Raw genomic sequence first — 21,626 nt, 5'->3', positions numbered from 1 at the left:
GCGCTAGCCGTCAAGCGGGTCATGCTTTATTATCCAGCATCTTTTTCAGACCATCGAGAGGCGTGCGGCCCACACCGCGGGCAGATGGCACGCAGGAAGCCCGGACTAATAAGATGGCATTGAAATCCCCCGCGTTTCGTAAAAAATTTCCGTTGTTGGTAACCGGCAGTCTGCTGGCTATGCAACCTCTGGCCAGTTCCTTCGTTGTCGCCGCCGAGCAGTATGACTGTTCCGTTTCGGCTACGGGTGCTTGGGACTGTGCGCCCAAGACGCCGGCGGCTGCTTTGCCTCCGCGTCCGGTACATGACGGCAGCGCCGTCAGTGCCGCTGGCGAAGCCAAGTCCGAGGAAGGCACCAGCCAGGACAGCGGTCCGAAAACCGCACTGGTTACCGAGTCCAAGGGCCGCGGCCTGAAGTCCCGTAGCGAAGACTACAGTCACCTCGACTGGGTTCCGCGCGAGAAGCTCACCGCCGCCCAATTGGCCGAGACCGGTCCTTACTGCTCTGGTTCCTATATCGAACCGATTCGTCCTGGCATGAATGACAAGACGAATAAAAGTGACGCCCCGACCTTCATCGGTGCCAAGGCGTCGCGTTATCAGCAGGATTCCCAGGTCGCCAGCCTTGCCGGTGACGTGGTCATGCGTCAGGGCAGCATGCAGGTCGAGGCCGACGAGGCCAACCTGTATCAAGCCGAAAACCGTGGCGAACTGGCCGGCAACGTGCGCATCCGCGACAACGGCGCGCTGATCGTTGGCGACGCCGCTCAGGTGCAACTCGATACCGGTGAAGCCAAGGTCGACAACGCGGAATACGTGATGCACAAATCGCGCATTCGCGGTAACGCGCTGTACGCCAAGCGTGCCGAAAACGCGATCATCCGCTTGAAGGACGGCACGTACACCACGTGCGAACCGAACAGCAACGCCTGGCAGCTCAAGGGCAACAACATCACCTTGAACCCGGCCACCGGTTTCGGTACCGCGACCAACGTGACGCTGCGGGTCAAGGACATTCCGATCCTGTACACGCCGTACATCTATTTCCCGATCGATGACCGTCGCCAGTCCGGCTTCCTGCCGCCGACTATTGGCACCGGCAGCGATACCGGCTTCACGCTGGTTACTCCGTATTACTTCAACCTGGCGCCGAACTATGACGCCACGTTGTACCCGCGCTACATGAGCAAGCGCGGTATGCTGGTGGAAGGTGAGTTCCGTTATCTGACCCAGTCGAGCGAAGGTCAGTTTGGCGCCGCGTATCTGAACGACGACAACACCGATCGCAGCAAGCAGACCGATTACGAAAAAACCCGCTACATGTACAACTGGCAGCACAAGGGTGGTCTCGACTCCCGCGTCCTGACGCAGGTTGATTACACCAAGATCAGTGATCCGTATTACTTCCAGGATCTGCAGACTGATCAGATTGGTGTGAAAAGCGACGACTTCGTGAATCAGCAGGGCTCGGTGACCTATCGTGGCGACAGCTACACCGCCCGTCTGAACGCCCAGGCGTACCAGTTGGCTACCGTGTCCAACATCACGCCGTATGATCGTCTGCCGCAGATCACTTTCAATGGTCGGTTGCCGTACCATCCAGAAGGCCTGCAATTCGATTACGAGACCGAGCTGGTGCGGTTTGATCGCGATCTGAATGACGGCAATTTCGTCAACGAAGATGGCACTGTCGAGAGCCGCCTGGATAACAACGTTCAAGGCCTGGCCCGTGCCAACGGTGATCGACTGAACTTGAAACCAGGCGTCAGCCTGCCGATGAACTGGACTTACGGGTTCATCAAACCATCGCTCAAGTACCAGTACACCCAGTATCAGCTGGATCTGGACGGCACCGGCAAGTCGCAGATCGCTGCACAAACCGCAGCGCAACAAGATCTCAACGGCCGATTCGACAGTAACCAGAATCGTGGCGTACCAATCGCCAGTATCGACAGCGGCCTGTATTTCGACCGCAACACCCAATGGTTCGGCAAAGACTACCGTCAAACCCTGGAACCGCGTCTGTTCTATCTCTATGTACCCGAGAAAGATCAGGCGGATATCCCGGTGTTCGATACCAGCGAATACACTTTCAACTATGCATCGCTGTTCCGCGACAACCGCTTCTCCGGTGCCGACCGTGTCGGCGACGAGAACAAGCTGTCGCTAGGTGTAACCAATCGCTGGATCGAAGACGATGGTTTCGAACGCCAACGCATCAGCGTCGGTCAGGCCTTGTACTTCAAGGATCGCAAGGTTCAGTTGCCAGGTATCGCGTTCAGCGATCGCGATGACGCCAAATCCAACGTCTCGCCGTACGCACTGGAATACGAATACCGCTGGAACCGCGATTGGCGCACCACTGCCGATTACAACTGGGATCCGGACAGCCGCAGCCCACGCTCCGGCAGCGCCATGTTCCATTACCAGCCGGAAGACAACCCGAACAAGGTGGTCAACGTTGGTTATCGCTATCGCAACGACCAGGTCCGCTATGACCAGAACACGGGTAAATGGACCGTCGGTGGTGGTGACTACGGCACTCCGGGTCAACCGGGGTACGTGAAGGATTACTACAAAATCCAGCAGCACGACTTCTCGGTCATCTGGCCGATCGTGCCGCAATGGAACGCCATCAGCCGCTGGCAGTATGACTACAACCGTAACCGCACGCTGGAAGCCTTCGGTGGTTTCGAATACGACAACTGCTGCTGGAAACTGCGCCTGATCAACCGTTACTGGGTCAGCTATGACGAGAACAGTCAGAACGCCCCGGAAAACGAAAAAGGCGACCACGGCATCTTCCTCCAAATTGTTCTGAAGGGACTCGGCGGCCTCACTGGCGCCAAGGTAGAGAGCTTCCTCGACAAAGGCATCCAAGGTTATCGTCAACGTGAAGACCAAGCTTTCTGATTGTCTGCGCCCGCTGATGCTGGGCGCGCTGTTCCTGGGTACCGCGGCCAACGCCGCGGTACAGTCCCTCGATAAAGTGGTGGCCATCGTCGACAACGACGTGGTCATGCAGAGCCAGCTGGATCAACGCGTCCACGAAGTGCAGCAAACCATCGCCAAGCGTGGCGGTGGCGCGCCGCCTCAGGGCGTGCTGGATCAGCAGGTGCTCGAGCGCCTGATCGTCGAAAACCTGCAACTGCAGATCGGCGAACGTTCCGGCATTCGCATCACTGATGAAGAACTGAACCAGGCTGTCGGCACCATTGCCCAGCGCAACAATATGTCCGTGGATCAATTCCGCGCCGCTCTGGCTCGCGACGGTCTGTCTTATGACGACGCCCGTGAGCAGATCCGCCGCGAAATGGTCATCAGCCGTGTGCGTCAGCGCCGTGTTGCCGAACGCATTCAGGTCTCGGAGCAGGAAGTGAAAAACTTCCTCGCCTCCGATCTGGGCAAAGCGCAATTGTCCGAAGAACTGCACCTGGCCAACATCCTGATTCCGACGCCGGAAAGTGCCAACTCTGATGCGATCCAGAGCGCTGCACGCAAAGCCATGGACGTCTACCAAAAACTCAAGCAAGGCGCTGACTTCAGCCAACTGGCCGTTGCCAACTCCGCCAGCGACAACGCACTGGAAGGCGGCGACATGGGCTGGCGTAAAGCTGCTCAACTGCCACCTCCGTTTGATCGCGAACTGAGCACCATGTCCGTTGGCGAAGTGACGCAGCCGGCACGTACTCCGGGCGGCTTCATCATCCTCAAGCTGCTGGGCAAACGTGGTGGCGAGGCTCAGGTACGTGACGAAGTGCATGTACGGCACATCCTGGTCAAACCAAGCCCGATCCGCGATGAAGCGAAAACCAAGGCTTTGGTCGAGTCGCTGTACTCACGTATCGAAGCAGGCGAAGACTTCGCCACCCTGGCCAAGAGCTACTCGGAAGATCCGGGTTCCGCCCTCAACGGCGGCGACCTGAACTGGATCGACCCGAATGCCCTGGTACCGGAATTCCGCGAAGTGATGGCCAAGACCCCACAAGGTCAGTTGTCCAGGCCGTTCCAGACTCAATATGGCTGGCACGTTCTGGAAGTCCTTGGCCGTCGCGCCACTGACGGCACCGAACAGGCCCGTGAGCAGCAAGCAATGACCGTCCTGCGTAACCGCAAATACGACGAAGAGCTGCAAACCTGGCTGCGTCAGATCCGTGACGAAGCGTACGTAGAGATCAAACTCCCTGGTGCAGACCAGGCAGCGCAGTGAAACCCAAGCGTTTCGCGCTGACACCCGGCGAACCGGCCGGCATAGGTCCAGACCTGTGCCTGCTGCTCGCCTCGCAAGCCCAGCCACATCCCCTGATTGCCATCACCAGCCGCGACCTGCTCCTTGAGCGGGCCGCGCAGCTGGGGCTGACTGTCAATCTGCTAGCGGTGTCGCCCGGTCACTGGCCGGACGCGCCGGCGCCGGCCAACAGCCTGTATGTCTGGGACACTCCGCTCAGTGCCCCGGTGATTGCCGGGCAGCTGGACAAAGCCAACGCCGCATTCGTGCTCGAAACTCTGACCCGCGCCGGCAATGGCTGTCTGAACGGCGACTTCGCCGGGATGATCACCGCTCCGGTACACAAGGGCGTGATCAACGAATCGGGCATCGCATTTTCCGGGCACACGGAATTTCTGGCTGATCTGACGCACACCGCACAAGTGGTGATGATGCTCGCCACCCGCGGTTTGCGCGTGGCACTGGTCACCACCCACCTGCCCTTGCGCGAGATTGCCGATGCGATCACGTCTGAGCGGCTGGAGCGGGTCACGCGGATTCTTCACAGCGACCTGCAACAAAAATTCGGCATCGCCCAACCGCGCATCCTGGTCTGCGGGCTCAACCCGCACGCCGGTGAAGGCGGACATCTGGGCCATGAAGAAATCGACATCATCGAACCTACATTAGAGCGCCTGCGCGGCGAGGGCATGGACCTTCGTGGCCCGCTGCCTGCCGACACTCTGTTTACCCCAAAATATCTGGAGCACTGCGACGCGGTGCTGGCGATGTACCACGACCAGGGCCTGCCCGTGCTGAAGTACAAAGGCTTCGGCGCGGCGGTCAACGTGACCCTCGGCTTGCCGATCATCCGCACCTCGGTCGACCACGGCACCGCCCTGGATCTGGCCGGCAGCGGCAAGATCGACACCGGCAGCCTGCAAGTCGCCCTGGAAACCGCCTACCAGATGGCCGAGACCCATGTATGACTGAGCATTACCAACACAAGGCGCGTAAACGCTTTGGCCAGAACTTCCTGCACGATGCCGGCGTTATCGACCGCATCCTGCGCTCCATCCACGCCAAACCCGAAGATCGCCTGCTGGAAATCGGTCCGGGCCAGGGCGCGCTGACCCAAGGGCTGCTCAAGAGTGGCGGGCAACTTGATGTGGTGGAGCTGGACAAGGACCTGATCCCGATCCTCAACCAGCAGTTCGCCGGCATGAGCAACTTCAATCTGCATCAGGGTGATGCGCTGAAGTTCGACTTCAATAGCCTCAACGCCGCGCCGAACAGCCTGCGCGTGGTTGGCAACCTGCCGTACAACATCTCCACGCCGCTGATCTTTCACCTGCTGAACAACGCAGGGATCATCCGCGACATGCACTTCATGCTGCAAAAAGAAGTGGTTGAGCGTCTGGCTGCCGGCCCAGGTGGCGGTGACTGGGGTCGCCTGTCGATCATGGTTCAGTACCACTGCCGCGTTGAGCATCTGTTCAACGTCGGCCCGGGCGCGTTCAATCCGCCGCCGAAGGTCGACTCGGCCATCGTGCGTCTGGTGCCACACGCTGTGCTGCCGCACCCGGCCAAGGATCACAAACTGCTGGAGCGCGTCGTGCGCGAAGCCTTCAACCAGCGCCGCAAAACCCTGCGCAATACGCTCAAGCAATTGATGAGCAACGACGAGATCGAAGCCGCCGGCGTCGATGGCAGCCTGCGTCCCGAGCAGCTCGATCTCGCCGCATTCGTGCGCTTGGCCGACAAGCTCGCCGAGCAGCCAGCGCCACAGCCTGCAGCCGACTGACAGGCAATGATCGCTATCGGGCAGCCAGCCAGTCTGGTTTACTGCCCGATACTTGCCTAGACTGAATCCCGATCAGCTACGCCTCCGCGCTCCGCTTCTAAGGCCTTTTTGCATGTCCGATCCTCGTTATCAGGTCGACGTCAGTGTCGTTACGCACTATCTGGCAGACCAATCACAACCCGAGCAAGACCGCTTTGCCTTCGCCTACACCATCACCGTGCACAACAATGGCGAGCAGCCTGCCCGGCTGATTTCCCGGCACTGGGTGATCACTGATGGCGACGGGCATGTCGAGGAGGTTCGTGGTGCTGGCGTCGTCGGTCAGCAGCCGTTGATCGACGCCGGTCAGAGCCACACCTACAGCAGTGGCACAGTGATGACCACCAAGGTCGGCACCATGCAGGGCACCTACGAAATGGTCGCGACTGATGGCAAACACTTCGACGCGGTCATCAAACCCTTCCGCCTCGCCGTTCCCGGATCCCTGCACTGATGACGACTTATGCCGTCGGCGACCTGCAAGGCTGTCTTGAGCCACTCAAGTGCCTGCTCAAGCAAGTCGCCTTCGACCCGGCTCACGATCGCCTGTGGCTGGTGGGTGATCTGGTCAACCGTGGCCCGCAATCGCTGGAGACCCTGCGCTTTCTGTATGGCATGCGCGAGTCGCTGGTCTGCGTGCTGGGCAACCATGATCTGCACCTGCTCGCGGCCGCGAGGAACATCGAGCGCATGAAAAAAAGCGACACCCTGCGCGAGATCGTCGAAGCCCCTGACTGCGCCGAATTGATGGAGTGGCTGCGCCAGCAAAAGCTCATGCACTACGACGAACGCCGCGAAGTGGCGATGACGCATGCGGGCATTCCGCCGCAATGGTCATTGCGCCGGGCCTTGAAGTGCGCCGGCGAAGTTGAAGCGGCATTGCGCGACGACAACCTGTTCCCGGCGTTTCTCGATGGCATGTACGGCAACGAACCGGCGAAATGGGATAACGATCTGAAAGGTGTGACCCGCCTGCGGGTGATCACCAACTATTTCACGCGCATGCGCTTCTGTACCGCCGAGGGCAAGCTCGACCTCAAAAGCAAGGAAGGCCTCGACAGCGCCCCGCCCGGCTACAAGCCGTGGTTCCAGCACAAGGAACGCAAGACCCGTGGCCTGCGGATTATCTTTGGTCATTGGGCGGCGCTGGAAGGCAATGTGCATGAGCCGGGCATCTGCGCCCTCGACACCGGATGTGTGTGGGGCGGCAGTCTGACCCTGATGAACGTCGACAGCGGTGAACGCCTGTCGTGCAAATGCGACGAACACGGCGGCCTGCTGCCCGCAGTCGCGCCACTTATCACCGAATCTTCGCCAGCCAGCGCCCCGCGCTAGACTGCGTTTTCAGCCGAGCCACAGGAACCCGCCATGAGCGAATTCAAACGTATCCCCCCGGAACAGGCCCAGACTCTGCGCGAGCAAGGCGCCGTGGTGGTCGACGTCCGCGATCCCGCTACTTTTGCTGCGCTGCACATCAGCGGCTCGAAGCATCTGGACAATCATTCCCTGCACGCCTTCATCCAGGCTGCCGACCTCGACGCACCGACCGTGGTCGTCTGCTACCACGGCAATTCCAGCCAGGGCGCCGCGGCTTACCTGATCAGCCAAGGCTTCTCCGACGTCTACAGCATGGATGGCGGTTTCGAGTTGTGGCGTACGACTTATCCTGCGGAAACCGCGCAAGGCACCCCAGAATAATTTTTTTGTGACGCCCAAGCCCCGGCTCCTGCGGGCTTGGCGGTGGCAGACGAACGGTCTGCCACAACTAATTACGTATCTCGCCTTTACCTCCCGAATTCCCAACTATCCTTAAGCCCAGGCCATCCAAATCAGGGGAGAGCCGGTACACCGGCGCGCGGGTCATCGGGAGTAGCTTTCGGGGTTGTCTGCTTCGAAAGAGTTCTGGGGGGTAAACAACTGTCGTCAAAAACGACTGTTGCCAGCATCGACTGAGTGATCCGGCGTCGGCTCCACGTATCGAGCGAGGTGACGTCATGAGTATCTTTAGCCACTTCCAACAACGCTTCGAGTCCACACGCCAGGAAGAACTCTCGCTGCAGGAGTACCTGGAGCTGTGCAAAAAAGACCGGAGCGCCTACGTTTCTGCCGCCGAGCGTCTGTTGCTGGCCATCGGTGAACCGGAGCTCCTCGACACCTCGACCAACTCGAGGCTGTCGCGAATCTTTTCCAACAAAGTGATCCGTCGCTATCCGGCCTTTGAAGACTTCCACGGGATGGAAGAATGCATCGACCAGATCGTGTCGTATTTCCGCCATGCTGCTCAGGGCCTGGAAGAAAAGAAACAGATCCTCTATCTGCTCGGTCCCGTCGGTGGCGGTAAGTCGTCGCTGGCCGAGAAGCTCAAACAGCTGATCGAGAAAGTGCCGTTCTACGCGATCAAGGGTTCGCCGGTCTTCGAATCGCCTCTGGGTCTGTTCAACGCCACTGAAGATGGCGCGATCCTCGAGGAAGACTTCGGCATTCCGAAACGCTACCTGAACACCATCATGTCGCCATGGGCGACCAAACGCCTGGCCGAATTCGGCGGCGACATCAGCCAGTTCCGCGTGGTCAAGCTGTACCCGTCGATCCTCAATCAGATCGCCGTCGCCAAGACCGAACCGGGTGACGAAAACAACCAGGACATCTCGGCGCTGGTGGGCAAGGTCGATATCCGCAAACTCGAAGAATATCCACAGAACGACGCCGACGCTTACAGCTATTCGGGCGCGCTGTGCCGGGCCAACCAGGGCCTGATGGAATTCGTCGAAATGTTCAAGGCACCGATCAAGGTGCTGCACCCACTGCTGACTGCGACTCAGGAAGGCAACTACAACAGTACAGAAGGTCTGGGCGCGATTCCGTTCACCGGGATCCTGCTGGCCCACTCCAACGAATCGGAGTGGCACACCTTCCGCAACAACAAGAACAACGAAGCGTTCATCGACCGGATTTACATCGTCAAAGTGCCGTACTGCCTGCGTGTAAGCGACGAGGTAAAAATCTACGACAAGTTGCTGTTCAACAGCTCGCTGGCCAAAGCGCATTGCGCGCCTGACACCCTGAAAATGCTCGCGCAGTTCACCGTGCTTTCGCGCCTGAAAGAGCCGGAAAACTCCAACATCTACTCGAAGATGCGCGTGTACGACGGCGAAAACCTCAAAGACACCGATCCGAAGGCCAAGTCGATTCAGGAATACCGCGACTCAGCGGGTGTTGACGAAGGCATGAATGGCCTGTCAACGCGCTTCGCCTTCAAGATTCTGTCCAAGGTGTTCAACTTCGATCCGCATGAAATCGCCGCCAACCCGGTGCACCTGCTGTATGTGCTGGAGCAGCAAATCGAGCAAGAGCAGTTCCAGGCTGAGACTCGCGAGCGCTATCTGCGATTCCTCAAGGAATACCTGGCTCCGCGCTATATCGAATTCATCGGCAAGGAGATCCAGACCGCTTACCTCGAGTCCTACAGCGAATACGGCCAGAACATCTTCGACCGCTACGTGCTGTACGCAGACTTCTGGATTCAGGATCAGGAATACCGCGATCCGGAAACCGGCGAGATTCTCAACCGCGTCGCGCTCAACGAGGAACTGGAGAAGATCGAAAAACCGGCCGGCATTAGCAATCCGAAGGATTTCCGCAACGAGATCGTCAACTTCGTGTTGCGCGCCCGGGCCAACAACAACGGCAAAAACCCGACCTGGCTCAGCTACGAAAAACTGCGAGTGGTCATCGAGAAGAAAATGTTCTCGAACACCGAGGATCTGCTGCCGGTCATCAGCTTCAATGCCAAGGCCAGCAAAGAGGATCAGCAAAAGCACAACGACTTCGTCACACGAATGGTCGAACGTGGCTACACCGACAAACAGGTACGGCTTCTTTCCGAGTGGTACCTACGGGTCCGGAAGTCGCAGTGAGGCAGCAGCAAGCTACCGGCTGCAAGCGGCAAGAAGAACGCGCGCGAACCCCGGTTTACGGGTAACGGCTTCTACTTGCAGCTTGCGGCTCACAACTTGAAGCTGCCCGGAGGGCCACCCATGAGCTATGTGATCGACCGACGTCTGAATGGCAAGAACAAGAGCACGGTGAACCGTCAGCGCTTTTTGCGACGCTATCGTGACCACATCAAGAAGGCTGTCGAAGAGGCGGTCAGCCGCCGCTCCATTACCGACATGGAGCACGGCGAACAGATCAGCATTCCCGGTCGCGACATCGACGAACCGGTGCTTCATCACGGGCGCGGAGGCAAACAGACAGTCGTTCATCCGGGCAACAAGGAATTTACCGCCGGGGAACACATCGCCCGTCCACCGGGAGGCGGTGGTGGGCGCGGTCCGGGCAAGGCCGGCAATTCCGGCGAAGGCATGGACGAGTTCGTCTTCCAGATCACCCAGGAAGAATTCCTCGAATTCATGTTCGAAGACCTCGAACTACCGAATCTGGTGAAACGCAATCTCACCGGCACAGACACCTTCAAGACCGTACGCGCCGGCATCAGCAACGAGGGCAACCCATCCCGGATCAATATCATCCGCACGTTGCGCTCGGCGCATGCGCGACGCATTGCATTGTCCGGCAGCAGCCGCAAAAAATTGCGTGAAGCGAAAGAAGAACTGGCTCGGCTGAAACGCGAAGAACCGGACAATTTCGGCGACATTCAAGAGCTGGAAACGGAAATCGAGAAGCTCAGCGCGCGCATCCATCGGGTGCCGTTCCTCGATACGTTCGACCTGAAATACAACCTGCTGATCAAGCAGCCGAACCCCAGCTCCAAAGCGGTAATGTTCTGCCTCATGGACGTTTCCGGTTCGATGACTCAGGCGACCAAGGACATCGCCAAGCGCTTCTTCATCCTGCTTTACCTGTTTCTCAAGCGGAACTACGACAAGATCGACGTTGTGTTCATTCGCCACCACACCAGCGCCCGGGAAGTCGACGAGGAGGAGTTTTTCTACTCGCGGGAAACCGGCGGCACCATTGTTTCCAGCGCTCTGAAACTGATGCAAGAGATCATGGCTGAACGCTATTCGAGCAACGAGTGGAACATCTACGCCGCCCAGGCTTCCGATGGCGACAACTGGAATGACGATTCGCCGATCTGCCGCGACATCCTGATCAACCAGATCATGCCGTTTGTGCAGTACTACACTTATGTAGAGATCACCCCGCGCGAACATCAGGCCTTGTGGTACGAATACGAGCGCATAGCCGAAGCCTTTTCTGACACTTTTGCCCAGCAGCAACTGGTCTCGGCCGGGGATATCTATCCGGTCTTCCGTGAACTCTTCCAGCGCAGGTTAGTGACATGACCGCCAAAACCGCCAAAGAGCAGAAGCGCCAACCGATTTCCACCGGCTCTGAATGGACGTTCGAGCTGATCCAGGCCTACGACCGCGAAATCGCGCGTATCGCGGCTGGCTACGCGCTGGATACTTATCCCAACCAGATTGAAGTGATTACCGCCGAACAGATGATGGACGCCTACGCGTCAGTCGGCATGCCGCTCGGCTATCACCATTGGTCCTACGGCAAGCACTTCCTCAGCACCGAAAAATCCTACAGTCGCGGACAGATGGGGCTGGCCTACGAGATTGTGATCAACTCGGACCCGTGCATCGCCTATCTGATGGAAGAGAACACCATTTGCATGCAGGCACTGGTGGTGGCTCACGCGTGCTATGGCCATAACAGCTTCTTCAAGGGCAACTACCTGTTTCGCACTTGGACTGACGCCAGTTCGATCATCGATTACCTGGTGTTCGCCAAGCAGTACATCATGCAGTGCGAGGAACGCCACGGCATCGATGCGGTGGAGGACTTGCTCGACTCCTGCCATGCCTTGATGAACTACGGGGTCGACCGCTACAAACGTCCGTATCCGATTTCCGCCGAAGAAGAACGGCGCCGGCAAAAAGATCGCGAAGAACACCTGCAGAAACAGATCAACGACCTGTGGCGCACGATCCCCAAAGGCGCGGACAAATACAGCGACAAGGACAACGCCCGCTTCCCGGCCGAGCCACAGGAAAACATCCTGTATTTCATCGAGAAGCATGCGCCGCTACTTGAGCCGTGGCAGCGCGAGATCGTGCGCATCGTGCGCAAGATCGCTCAGTATTTCTACCCGCAACGCCAGACTCAGGTGATGAACGAAGGCTGGGCAACGTTCTGGCATTACACGTTGATGAACGACCTGTACGACGAAGGCCTGGTCACCGACGGCTTCATGATGGAGTTCCTCACCTCGCACACCAGCGTGGTGTTTCAGCCTGGCTTCGACAGCCCGTACTACAACGGCATCAACCCGTACGCACTGGGTTTTGCCATGTACCGCGACATTCGGCGCATGTGCGAAGAACCTACCGATGAGGATCGCCACTGGTTCCCGGATCTGGCCGGTTCCGACTGGTTGTCGAGCATCAAGTTCGCCATGAGCAGCTTCAAGGATGAGAGTTTCATCCTGCAGTACCTGTCACCCAAGGTGATCCGTGACCTGAAGCTGTTCAGCATTCTCGATGACGACCAGAAGGATGACCTGTTGGTCCCAGCGATTCATGACGAGCCCGGTTACCGGATCATTCGTGAAACCCTGGCAGCGCAATACAACCTCGGCAATCGCGAACCCAACGTGCAGATCTACAGCATCGACCGCCGCGGTGATCGTTCGCTGACCCTGCGCCACCAGCAACATGACCGCAAGCCGCTGGGCGAATCCACCGAGGAAGTACTCAAACACCTGCACCGGTTGTGGGGCTTCGATATTCATCTGGAAACCCTGCAAGGCGACCAGATCATGAAAACCCACCACGTTCCACCGCGCAGTGAACACGGCGAAGGCGATTACGGTCGACTCGACCTGGCCGTGATTCATCTTTGATCCGGTTCCGGCCTCCGCAAATCCGATGCAAGGGTTATCCTGTCGGGCTTACGGAGGTTTTTCATGCAGATTTATAAAGTCGGCGGCGCGGTCCGCGATCGCCTGCTGGGCAAACCGGTCACCGATATCGACTGGGTTGTGGTCGGCGCCACGGCGGACGAGATGCTCGCTAAAGGCTTTCGTCCGGTGGGAGCGGATTTTCCGGTGTTCCTTCATCCGAAAACCGGCGAGGAATATGCCCTCGCCCGCACCGAGCGCAAAAGCGGTCGCGGTTATGGCGGGTTCACTTTTCACGCCAGCCCCGAAGTCACCCTCGAAGAAGACCTGATCCGCCGCGACCTGACCATCAACGCCATGGCCGAGGATGATCAGCAGAATCTGACCGACCCCTATCATGGCCGACGCGATCTGGATGATCGGGTATTGCGTCACGTTTCTCCGGCGTTCGCCGAAGATCCCCTGCGAGTGTTGCGTGTTGCGCGCTTCGCCGCTCGTTATGCAGGACTGGGATTTACCGTCGCGCCCGAGACGCTTGAGCTGATGCGCGAGCTGAGCGAATCCGGTGAGCTTGAGGCGCTGACCGCTGAGCGTAGCTGGAAGGAAATTTCCCGAGCATTGATGGAAGATCAGCCGCAGGTATTCATTCAGGTGTTGCGCGACTGCGGCGCGCTGAAAGTGCTGATGCCAGAGGTCGACGCGTTGTTCGGCGTACCGCAACCGGAACTCCATCATCCGGAAATCGATAGCGGGATTCACACGTTGAGCGTGCTCGAGCAATCGGCGCTGCATAAACAACCGCTGACAGTGCGCTGGGCCTGCTTACTGCACGACCTCGGTAAAGGTCTGACGCCGGAAGAACACTGGCCACGGCATATCGCGCATGAGCACACAGGCCTGAAGCTGATCAAAGCAGTCAATGAGCGCTTCAAGGCGCCGAAAGACTGTCAGGAATTGGCACTACTGGTCGGTCAGTATCACACCCATGGCCATCGCGCCCTGGAGCTGAAAGCTTCGACTTTGCTGGAGTTATTGCAGAGTTTTGACGTTTATCGCCGACCGCAGCGCTTCGAGGAGTTTATCGTTGCTTGCGAGATGGATGCTCGGGGGCGTAAAGGGCTGGAGCAGCGCAGTTATCCACAGGCGGATTATCTGCGTGGCGCGGCGAATGCTGCACGTGGCGTGGCGGTGCAGCCGTTGCTGGAGAAGGGTTTTAAAGGCCCGGAGTTGGGCGAAGCGCTCAAGCGTGAACGGCTCAAGGCTTTGAAGGCTTACAAAGAGCGCGCATGAGGCAAGATCAAAAGCTCGCAGGCTGCGAGCTGTTGTTTTAAATGTTTGCCGGGGTCAATTGCTCGCCGCGCCACTCGAACGCTACCGGCGCCAGCACCTGATCGATCTGCGCTTCGGCCCACAACGTTGCGAAGCTTTTTCCCACGCCCGGGTGTACTCGATCCGGCGCAATCAGCGACAACGGCCACAGCACAAAGGCGTTCTTCAGAATTTCTGCACGCGGCAGGAGCAATCCGTCGAAGTTGCCCGCCAGATCGCCATACAGCAGTACATCGATATCCAGCGGCAAACCCTTGCGATCCGGCGCATAACGCCCGTTATCCGCCTCAATGAATTTCAAGCGGCGATCCAGTTCCATCAACGGCAGGTCGGTAAACGCCGACACCACGAAGTTGAAGAACGGACCGCTCTTGATCCCCACTGGCTGACTCTCGAATACCGCCGAACAGCGGATATCCACCAGAAACGTCGCCAATGCATCAAGACCTGCCCGCAAATGAGTTTCGCGCTCGATATTGCTACCGAGCCCGAGATAGACCTGAGTCAGCGACATCCGCGCTCGATCTCCACGCCCACACCACCCTTGGCGGCAGGTACTGCACCAGGCTTGGTCAGCTTGAGCCGCACCCAAGTGATCTTGAATTCGCTCATCAGCGCTTCAACCAGGCGCTCGGCGAACGTCTCGACCAGTTGAAACTGCGCCTGCTCGGCAAAGGCCTGAATCCGTGCGGATACACTGGCGTAGTCGAGCGCCAGGGTCAGGTCGTCACCGGCTGCGGCCGGGCGATTATCCCAGGCGAAGCTCAGATCAAGACGCAGGCACTGTCGGATGCCGCGTTCCCAGTCGTAGGCACCGATCACGGTGTCGACTTCCAGGCCCTCGATAAACACTCTGTCCAAGCCTTTTTCTCCGTTGCACGACAAGGGCGCGATGCGCCGTTAGAATCAGGGCGTCCTCGCCCGGAATAGTTAGCATGTTTTGGTTACTGGCGATTCTCGCCTACCTGCTCGGCTCGCTGTCCTTCGCCATTTTGCTCAGCCGCCTGACCGGAAACCCGGATCCGCGAATGAGTGGCTCGGGCAATGCCGGCGCTACCAACATGCTGCGCCTGGTCGGCCGCAAACTCGCCATCCTGACCCTGCTCGGTGATCTGTGCAAAGGCCTGCTGCCGGTGCTGCTCGCTTCGGCAATCGGCCTGTCGCTGCAGGATCAGGCGTGGATCGGCGTGTGCGCCGTGATCGGTCACCTGTTCCCGTTGTACTTCCGCTTTCGCGGTGGCAAAGGCGTCGCCACGGCGGCCGGCATGCTGCTGGGCCTGTATCCACCCGCCGCGCTGCTCGCCGTGTGCGTCTGGCTGCTGACGTTTTACCTGACCCGCACCAGCTCGCTGGCAGCACTCATCGCTACGCCACTGACCCTGCCGCTATTTGCGTGGCAGGAGCCTGCGGCGCTGTTGCCGATGAGCGCGCTCACGCTGCTGATCGTCTGGCGCCACCGCGGCAATCTACGCGACCTGTTTGCCGGGCGCGAACGGCATTTTTAAAAACCCGCCGATCACAACGGCGATAACTGCTCCATCGGCCAGCGCGCCTGCACGCTGATCGCCAGACTCTCCTGCTGACCGGCCTGCAAGCGCTGGCAACCGGCAAACGCGATCATCGCGCCATTGTCGGTGCAGAACTCCGGACGGGCGTAAAACACCTCGCCGTGCATGCCGCCGAGCATTTTTTCCAGCGAAACCCGCAGTGCCTTGTTGGCGCTGACGCCGCCAGCGATCACCAGACGCTTCATGCCAGCCTGCTTGAGGGCACGCTTGCACTTGATGGTCAAAGTCTCCACCACGGCCTGCTGGAACGCCAGAGCGATGTCGCAACGGGCTTGCTCGCCGTCGTCCCCGGCGCTGACGCATTGCTGCCAGGTATTGAGCGCAGAGGTTTTCAGGCCACTGAAGCTGAATTCCAGACCCGGGCGGTCGCACATCGGACGCGGGAAGGTAAATCGTCCTGCAACGCCCTGCTCCGCCAGCTTGGCGATTTCCGGCCCGCCCGGATAATTGAGGCCCATCATCTTCGCGGTCTTGTCGAATGCTTCGCCCGCCGCGTCATCCAGCGTCTCGCCAAGCAAGGTGTATTGGCCGATGCCATCGACCTGCACCAGCTGTGTATGACCGCCGGAGACCAACAAAGCGACGAACGGAAATTCCGGCGGTTTTGGCTCGAGCATGGGCGCGAGCAAATGGCCTTCCATGTGATGCACGCCGAGCGCTGGAATGCCCCAGGCAAACGCCAGCGCTTGAGCGCAGGAAGCACCCACCAGCAGCGCGCCAACCAGGCCAGGACCCGCGGTGTAGGCGATGGCGTCGATCTCGGTCGGCACGCAGTCGGCCTCGGCCAGCACCTGCCGGATCAAGGGCAACATGCGCTTGACGTGATCTCGCGAGGCCAGCTCCGGCACCACGCCACCATAGGCGCGATGCAGGTCGATCTGGCTGAATAGTGCATCGGCCAGCAGACCGCGCTCACTATCGTATAAAGCGACACCGGTTTCGTCGCAGGAGGTTTCTAATCCCAGTACTAGCATGGGTTTGCGCCTTGTTTAGGCTGACTTCGAAGGCGCGCATAATAGTCCTCGAGTGGTGCCCCGACCAGCGGTTTTCGATCAGAGGCTTTGCATTCCGGCCAATGAGGGGTTAACATCCGCAACCCTTAAAAACCGACGACCTCAGCCGCGAATTTTTTGCGACGAGAACGTTGATCCCGGTAATGAAAGAAGGTAGCTCTGGATGCCAGCCGTCAAAGTTAAAGAGAACGAACCCTTCGACGTAGCTCTGCGTCGTTTCAAGCGCTCCTGCGAAAAAGCCGGTGTACTGGCTGAAGTTCGTAGCCGCGAATTTTACGAGAAGCCAACTTCTGAGCGTAAGCGTAAAGCAGCAGCCGCTGTTAAGCGTCACGCCAAGAAAGTTCAGCGCGAACAGCGCCGCGCCGTTCGTCTGTACTAATACACAGACGATCGTAGCAAGCTTCTGCCAAGCCCGGCCCTCAGCCGGGCTATTGGCATTTGCGGATATCGCTTGATGCTTCATCGTCGACGCCGCACACGCGACCGAGACAAATCTGCTTCACCACGTCAGACCTGGCTTTTTTGCCAGCGGTGCACGTCTTTTCTGACGAGTCTTTCAAGGCTACTGACGAGCACACCCACTGATTCCTCTTACGACGATCAGCCCAAGGCACCTTTTTGCGTGCCCGCTTTATGAGCTATCCGGGGCCACACACTGGCCAACAGCGGATTCAGCGCAATACTTTCAAACAGTCGAAAACTGATCGGCATTAACGTCAGTGGATTTTCGGCAGATACACTTCCCGACAGCGATTACGCAACCGACACCGGTCGAGCCGCAGCTTTTGCGCGCTTCACGCAAGCTACCGTGTCCGCTCGCCTTTCGCATCGGACTTATTGCAGCGCAGACGACGAGAACGCCATGGCCGGGCTAATTCCCCAGAGCTTCATTGACGACCTTCTGAACCGCACCGACATCGTCGACGTGGTCAGCTCGCGTGTGCAGCTGAAAAAAGCCGGCAAGAACTACACCGCCTGCTGCCCGTTTCACAAAGAGAAAACTCCATCGTTCAGCGTCAGCCCCGACAAGCAGTTCTATTACTGCTTCGGCTGCGGCGCGGGCGGCAACGCCCTCGGCTTTCTCATGGATCACGACAACCTGGATTTCCCTCAGGCAATCGAAGATCTGGCGAAAGCTGCCGGCATGGAGATTCCGCGCGAAGAAAGTGGTCGCGCGCACAAACCGCGACAGCCGACTGATTCGCCGCTGTACCCGTTACTGACCGCGGCCGCTGATTTTTACCGACAGGCGCTCAAGAGCCATCCGTCACGCAAAGCTGCTGTGGATTATTTGAAAGGTCGCGGCCTGACCGGCGAGATCGCGCGGGATTTCGGTCTCGGTTTCGCTCCGCCGGGCTGGGACAATCTGTTCAAGCACCTGAGCAGCGACACCTTGCAGCAGAAAGCCATGATCGACGCCGGCCTGCTGATCGAAAACGCCGAAACCGGCAAACGCTATGACCGCTTTCGCGATCGCGTGATGTTCCCGATCCGCGATTCCCGGGGCCGGATCATTGCCTTCGGTGGACGCGTCCTCGGCGACGACAAGCCGAAGTACCTGAACTCGCCGGAAACTCCGGTATTCCATAAAGGCCAGGAACTCTATGGCCTCTATGAAGCACGCAAAAACAATCGCAACCTCGACGAAATCATTGTCGTCGAAGGTTATATGGACGTTATCGCCCTCGCGCAGCAAGGTTTGCGCAATGCCGTCGCAACACTGGGTACCGCTACCAGCGAAGAACACCTGAAACGCCTGTTCCGCGTAGTGCCGAACGTATTGTTTTGCTTCGACGGCGACCAAGCGGGCCGCAACGCCGCCTGGCGCGCGCTGGAGGCAACACTGCCGAGCCTGCAGGACGGGCGCCGTGCGCGCTTTCTGTTTCTGCCCGAAGGCGAAGATCCGGACACACTGGTGCGCTCCGAGGGCACCGACGCATTCCGTGCGCGGATCAACCAGCATGCGCAGCCGCTGGCAGATTATTTCTTCCAGCAATTGACCGAAGAAGCCGACCCGCGCTCGCTCGAAGGCAAGGCGCACATGGCGACGCTGGCAGCACCGCTGATCGACAAGGTGCCCGGCGCCAACCTGCGTATTCTGATGCGCCAGCGCCTGACCGAGATCACTGGATTGAGCAGTGAAACCGTCAGTCAGCTGGCCCAGAGCGCGCCACAGCATGCGCCGCCCGCTTACGATCCGGGCATCGATTACGACGCAATGCCGGATTACAGCGACTACCATCAGCCGCAGGCGCAAGACATGTACGCGCCGCAGCAGGAATGGACGCCAAAGAAACCCGGCGCCGGCGGCAAGAAATGGGACAAGAAGCCCTGGGACAAAAACGGTAAGCGCGGGGGCGACCAGCAACATCCTCCTCGCACCAAGATCGGCGTTGAAGCCCCAATGTTCACGGCGATTCGCACTCTGATTCACCACCCACACATGGCGGCCAGGGTGGACAGCGCCAATCACTTTGCGAACGAGGCCAACACCTACGCGCAGTTGCTGGTGGCGCTGATCGAGGCGTTACAGAAAAATCCTAAGCTAAACTCAATTCAGCTGATGGCACGCTGGCACGGTACCGATCAAGGACGCCTGCTCAAGGCGCTAGCGGAAAAGGAATGGCTGATTGACGGCAATAACCTTGAACAACAGTTTTTAGACACCATTACTAGGTTATCTGCTGGCCAACACACACAAACCCTGGACGATCTCATCAGAAAGGCGAACGACCCAGGATTGACCGCGGAACAAAAAATGCAGATAGCAAATCAGATGCGCGACCTTTTAAAAAATAGTGTTTCCGCATCAAACCCGACCTCAACTGGCGCGTGAGGTCATAGCTCAGGTATAATCCTCGGCTTGTTTTTTGCCCGCCAAGACCTTCAGTGGATAGGGTGTTATGTCCGGAAAAGCGCAACAGCAGTCTCGTATCAAAGAGTTGATCACATTAGGTCGTGAGCAGGGTTACCTGACTTACGCAGAGGTCAATGACCACCTGCCGGAGGATATTTCAGATCCGGAACAGGTGGAAGACATCATCCGCATGATTAACGACATGGGGATCAACGTATTCGAGGCTGCGCCAGATAAGGATTCCCTTATGCTGGCCGACGCCGACACCGACGAGGCCGCTGCGGAAGAAGCAGCAGCCGCGTTGGCAGCAGTGGAGACCGATATCGGTCGTACCACTGACCCTGTGCGCATGTATATGCGTGAAATGGGTACGGTCGAGCTTCTGACACGCGAAGGCGAAATCGAAATCGCCAAGCGTATCGAAGAGGGCATCCGTGAAGTGATGGGCGCAATTGCGCACTTCCCAGGCACGGTTGACCACATACTCTCCGAGTACACCCGCGTAACCACCGAAGGTGGCCGCCTCTCTGACGTCCTGAGCGGTTATATCGACCCGGACGACGGTATTGCGCCGCCTGCTGAAGTGCCGCCGCCAGTCGAGGCGAAAGCCGCGAAGGCCGACGACGACACCGAAGAGGACGACGCCGAATCTTCCGATGACGAAGAAGAAGCCGAAAGCGGTCCGGACCCGGTTATCGCTGCACAGCGCTTTGGCGCTGTCGCCGATCAGATGGAAGTTGCCCGCAAGGCGCTGAAGAAGAACGGTCGCAACAACAAGGCAACGACTGCCGAGTTGGCGCTGCTGGCCGAACTGTTCATGCCGATCAAACTGGTGCCGAAGCAATTCGAAGGCCTGGTCGAGCGTGTTCGCAGTGCCTTGGATCGTCTGCGTCAGCAAGAGCGCGCGATCATGCAGCTGTGTGTACGTGATGCACGTATGCCGCGTACTGATTTCCTGCGCCAGTTCCCGGGCAACGAAGTCGACGAAAGCTGGTCCGACGGCCTGGCCAAAGGCAAGAGCAAATACGCCGAAGCCATTGGTCGTGTGCAACCGGACATCGTTCGTTGCCAGCAAAAGCTGATCGCGCTGCAAACCGAAACCGGTTTGACCATCGCTGAAATCAAGGACATCAACCGTCGCATGTCGATCGGCGAGGCCAAGGCCCGCCGCGCGAAGAAAGAGATGGTTGAAGCCAACTTGCGTCTGGTGATCTCGATCGCCAAGAAGTACACCAACCGTGGCCTGCAATTCCTCGATCTGATCCAGGAAGGCAACATTGGCTTGATGAAAGCGGTAGACAAGTTCGAATACCGTCGTGGTTACAAGTTCTCGACTTATGCCACCTGGTGGATCCGTCAGGCGATCACTCGCTCGATCGCCGACCAGGCCCGCACCATCCGTATTCCGGTGCACATGATCGAGACGATCAACAAGCTCAACCGCATTTCCCGGCAGATGCTGCAGGAAATGGGTCGCGAACCGACCCCGGAAGAGCTGGGCGAACGCATGGAAATGCCTGAGGACAAGATCCGCAAGGTATTGAAGATCGCTAAAGAACCGATCTCCATGGAAACGCCAATCGGTGATGACGAAGACTCCCATCTGGGTGACTTCATCGAAGACTCGACCATGCAGTCGCCAATCGATGTCGCCACTGTCGAGAGCCTCAAAGAAGCGACTCGCGACGTACTGTCCGGCCTCACTGCCCGTGAAGCCAAGGTACTGCGCATGCGCTTCGGTATCGACATGAACACCGACCACACACTCGAAGAAGTGGGCAAACAGTTTGACGTAACGCGTGAGCGGATCCGTCAGATCGAAGCCAAGGCGCTGCGCAAGCTGCGCCACCCGACGCGAAGCGAGCATCTGCGCTCCTTCCTCGACGAGTGATACCAGAACCCCCGGCCCAGGCCGGGGGTTTTGTTTATGTGGCAG

18 protein-coding genes are annotated in these 21,626 nt (G+C 58.6%); 15 read left to right on the top strand and 3 right to left on the bottom strand.

Annotated features, from left to right (window positions below; all coding sequences use genetic code 11):
* Positions 1 to 113: 113 nt before the first annotated feature.
* The 11 genes from ACOI8A_RS15000 (at position 114) to ACOI8A_RS14950 (ending at position 14,213) form a co-directional block, all read left to right on the top strand.
* Positions 114 to 2,912 (top strand): LPS-assembly protein LptD, encoded by a 2,799-nt coding sequence (locus tag ACOI8A_RS15000; RefSeq protein ID WP_420647202.1) that lies wholly within the window; start codon positions 114 to 116, stop codon positions 2,910 to 2,912.
* Positions 2,893 to 4,209, top strand: coding sequence for a peptidylprolyl isomerase SurA (gene surA, locus ACOI8A_RS14995; RefSeq protein WP_420647203.1), 1,317 nt, complete (start codon positions 2,893 to 2,895; stop codon positions 4,207 to 4,209). Before ACOI8A_RS15000 ends, surA begins: the two co-directional genes overlap by 20 nt.
* Positions 4,206 to 5,195, top strand: coding sequence for a 4-hydroxythreonine-4-phosphate dehydrogenase PdxA (gene pdxA, locus ACOI8A_RS14990; RefSeq protein ID WP_420647204.1), 990 nt, complete (start codon positions 4,206 to 4,208; stop codon positions 5,193 to 5,195). The genes surA and pdxA overlap by 4 nt, the downstream gene beginning before the upstream one ends.
* A complete protein-coding gene (gene rsmA / locus ACOI8A_RS14985) occupies positions 5,192 to 6,010 on the top strand; it encodes a 16S rRNA (adenine(1518)-N(6)/adenine(1519)-N(6))-dimethyltransferase RsmA (RefSeq protein WP_420647205.1) in 819 nt (272 codons plus the stop codon). Before pdxA ends, rsmA begins: the two co-directional genes overlap by 4 nt.
* 112 nt (positions 6,011 to 6,122) lie before the next feature.
* Positions 6,123 to 6,503: a Co2+/Mg2+ efflux protein ApaG gene (apaG, locus tag ACOI8A_RS14980; protein ID WP_420647206.1), complete on the top strand. Its 381-nt coding sequence runs from the start codon at positions 6,123 to 6,125 to the stop codon at positions 6,501 to 6,503.
* Entirely contained in the window at positions 6,503 to 7,384 is an 882-nt protein-coding gene (locus ACOI8A_RS14975; RefSeq protein WP_420647207.1) for a symmetrical bis(5'-nucleosyl)-tetraphosphatase, read from the top strand. The genes apaG and ACOI8A_RS14975 overlap by 1 nt, the downstream gene beginning before the upstream one ends.
* A 33-nt stretch (positions 7,385 to 7,417) precedes the next feature.
* Positions 7,418 to 7,747, top strand: coding sequence for a thiosulfate sulfurtransferase GlpE (gene glpE / locus ACOI8A_RS14970; RefSeq protein ID WP_420647208.1), 330 nt, complete (start codon positions 7,418 to 7,420; stop codon positions 7,745 to 7,747).
* A gap of 296 nt (positions 7,748 to 8,043) precedes the next feature.
* Entirely contained in the window at positions 8,044 to 9,966 is a 1,923-nt protein-coding gene (locus tag ACOI8A_RS14965) for a PrkA family serine protein kinase (protein WP_420647209.1), read from the top strand.
* A gap of 120 nt (positions 9,967 to 10,086) precedes the next feature.
* Positions 10,087 to 11,358 carry a YeaH/YhbH family protein gene (locus ACOI8A_RS14960; protein ID WP_420647210.1) on the top strand — a complete coding sequence of 424 codons (1,272 nt, stop codon included), beginning with the start codon at positions 10,087 to 10,089 and terminating at the stop codon, positions 11,356 to 11,358.
* Positions 11,355 to 12,926: a SpoVR family protein gene (locus ACOI8A_RS14955; RefSeq protein WP_420647211.1), complete on the top strand. Its 1,572-nt coding sequence runs from the start codon at positions 11,355 to 11,357 to the stop codon at positions 12,924 to 12,926. Before ACOI8A_RS14960 ends, ACOI8A_RS14955 begins: the two co-directional genes overlap by 4 nt.
* Before the next feature lie 63 nt (positions 12,927 to 12,989).
* Complete coding sequence (locus tag ACOI8A_RS14950) at positions 12,990 to 14,213, top strand: multifunctional CCA addition/repair protein (RefSeq protein ID WP_420647212.1); 1,224 nt, start codon at positions 12,990 to 12,992, stop codon at positions 14,211 to 14,213.
* Positions 14,214 to 14,250: 37 nt separating this feature from the next.
* On the opposite strand, the gene folK is transcribed toward ACOI8A_RS14950, so the two are convergent.
* Together folK and folB are read right to left on the bottom strand one after the other, a co-directional pair.
* Positions 14,251 to 14,766 carry a 2-amino-4-hydroxy-6-hydroxymethyldihydropteridine diphosphokinase gene (gene folK, locus ACOI8A_RS14945; protein WP_420647213.1) on the bottom strand — a complete coding sequence of 172 codons (516 nt, stop codon included), beginning with the start codon at positions 14,764 to 14,766 and terminating at the stop codon, positions 14,251 to 14,253.
* A complete protein-coding gene (gene folB, locus ACOI8A_RS14940; protein ID WP_420647214.1) occupies positions 14,757 to 15,113 on the bottom strand; it encodes a dihydroneopterin aldolase in 357 nt (118 codons plus the stop codon). The genes folK and folB overlap by 10 nt, the downstream gene beginning before the upstream one ends.
* Positions 15,114 to 15,187: 74 nt before the next feature.
* Between folB and plsY the strand changes: the two genes are divergently transcribed.
* Complete coding sequence (gene plsY / locus ACOI8A_RS14935) at positions 15,188 to 15,757, top strand: glycerol-3-phosphate 1-O-acyltransferase PlsY (RefSeq protein WP_420647215.1); 570 nt, start codon at positions 15,188 to 15,190, stop codon at positions 15,755 to 15,757.
* Positions 15,758 to 15,768: 11 nt separating this feature from the next.
* Here the strand turns inward: plsY and tsaD are convergent, their stop codons facing one another.
* Positions 15,769 to 16,794, bottom strand: a complete 1,026-nt coding sequence (gene tsaD, locus ACOI8A_RS14930) for a tRNA (adenosine(37)-N6)-threonylcarbamoyltransferase complex transferase subunit TsaD (protein WP_420647216.1) — start codon at positions 16,792 to 16,794, stop codon at positions 15,769 to 15,771.
* A 202-nt stretch (positions 16,795 to 16,996) separates the two neighbouring features.
* Here tsaD and rpsU point away from each other — a divergent pair, with 202 nt between their 5' ends.
* The 3 genes from rpsU (at position 16,997) to rpoD (ending at position 21,581) form a co-directional block, all read left to right on the top strand.
* A complete protein-coding gene (gene rpsU, locus ACOI8A_RS14925) occupies positions 16,997 to 17,212 on the top strand; it encodes a 30S ribosomal protein S21 (protein WP_002551877.1) in 216 nt (71 codons plus the stop codon).
* 483 nt (positions 17,213 to 17,695) lie between these two features.
* Positions 17,696 to 19,669: a DNA primase gene (gene dnaG, locus ACOI8A_RS14920; protein ID WP_420647217.1), complete on the top strand. Its 1,974-nt coding sequence runs from the start codon at positions 17,696 to 17,698 to the stop codon at positions 19,667 to 19,669.
* Between the two features lie 67 nt (positions 19,670 to 19,736).
* Complete coding sequence (rpoD, locus tag ACOI8A_RS14915; RefSeq protein ID WP_420647218.1) at positions 19,737 to 21,581, top strand: RNA polymerase sigma factor RpoD; 1,845 nt, start codon at positions 19,737 to 19,739, stop codon at positions 21,579 to 21,581.
* Positions 21,582 to 21,626: the final 45 nt, after the last annotated feature.

The sequence above is a fragment of the Pseudomonas sp. P4795 genome (assembly GCF_048822895.1).
Taxonomy (GTDB): domain Bacteria; phylum Pseudomonadota; class Gammaproteobacteria; order Pseudomonadales; family Pseudomonadaceae; genus Aquipseudomonas.
The sequence above is the reverse complement of the archived record's forward strand: the minus strand, read 5'-3'. Positions and strand labels throughout refer to the sequence as shown.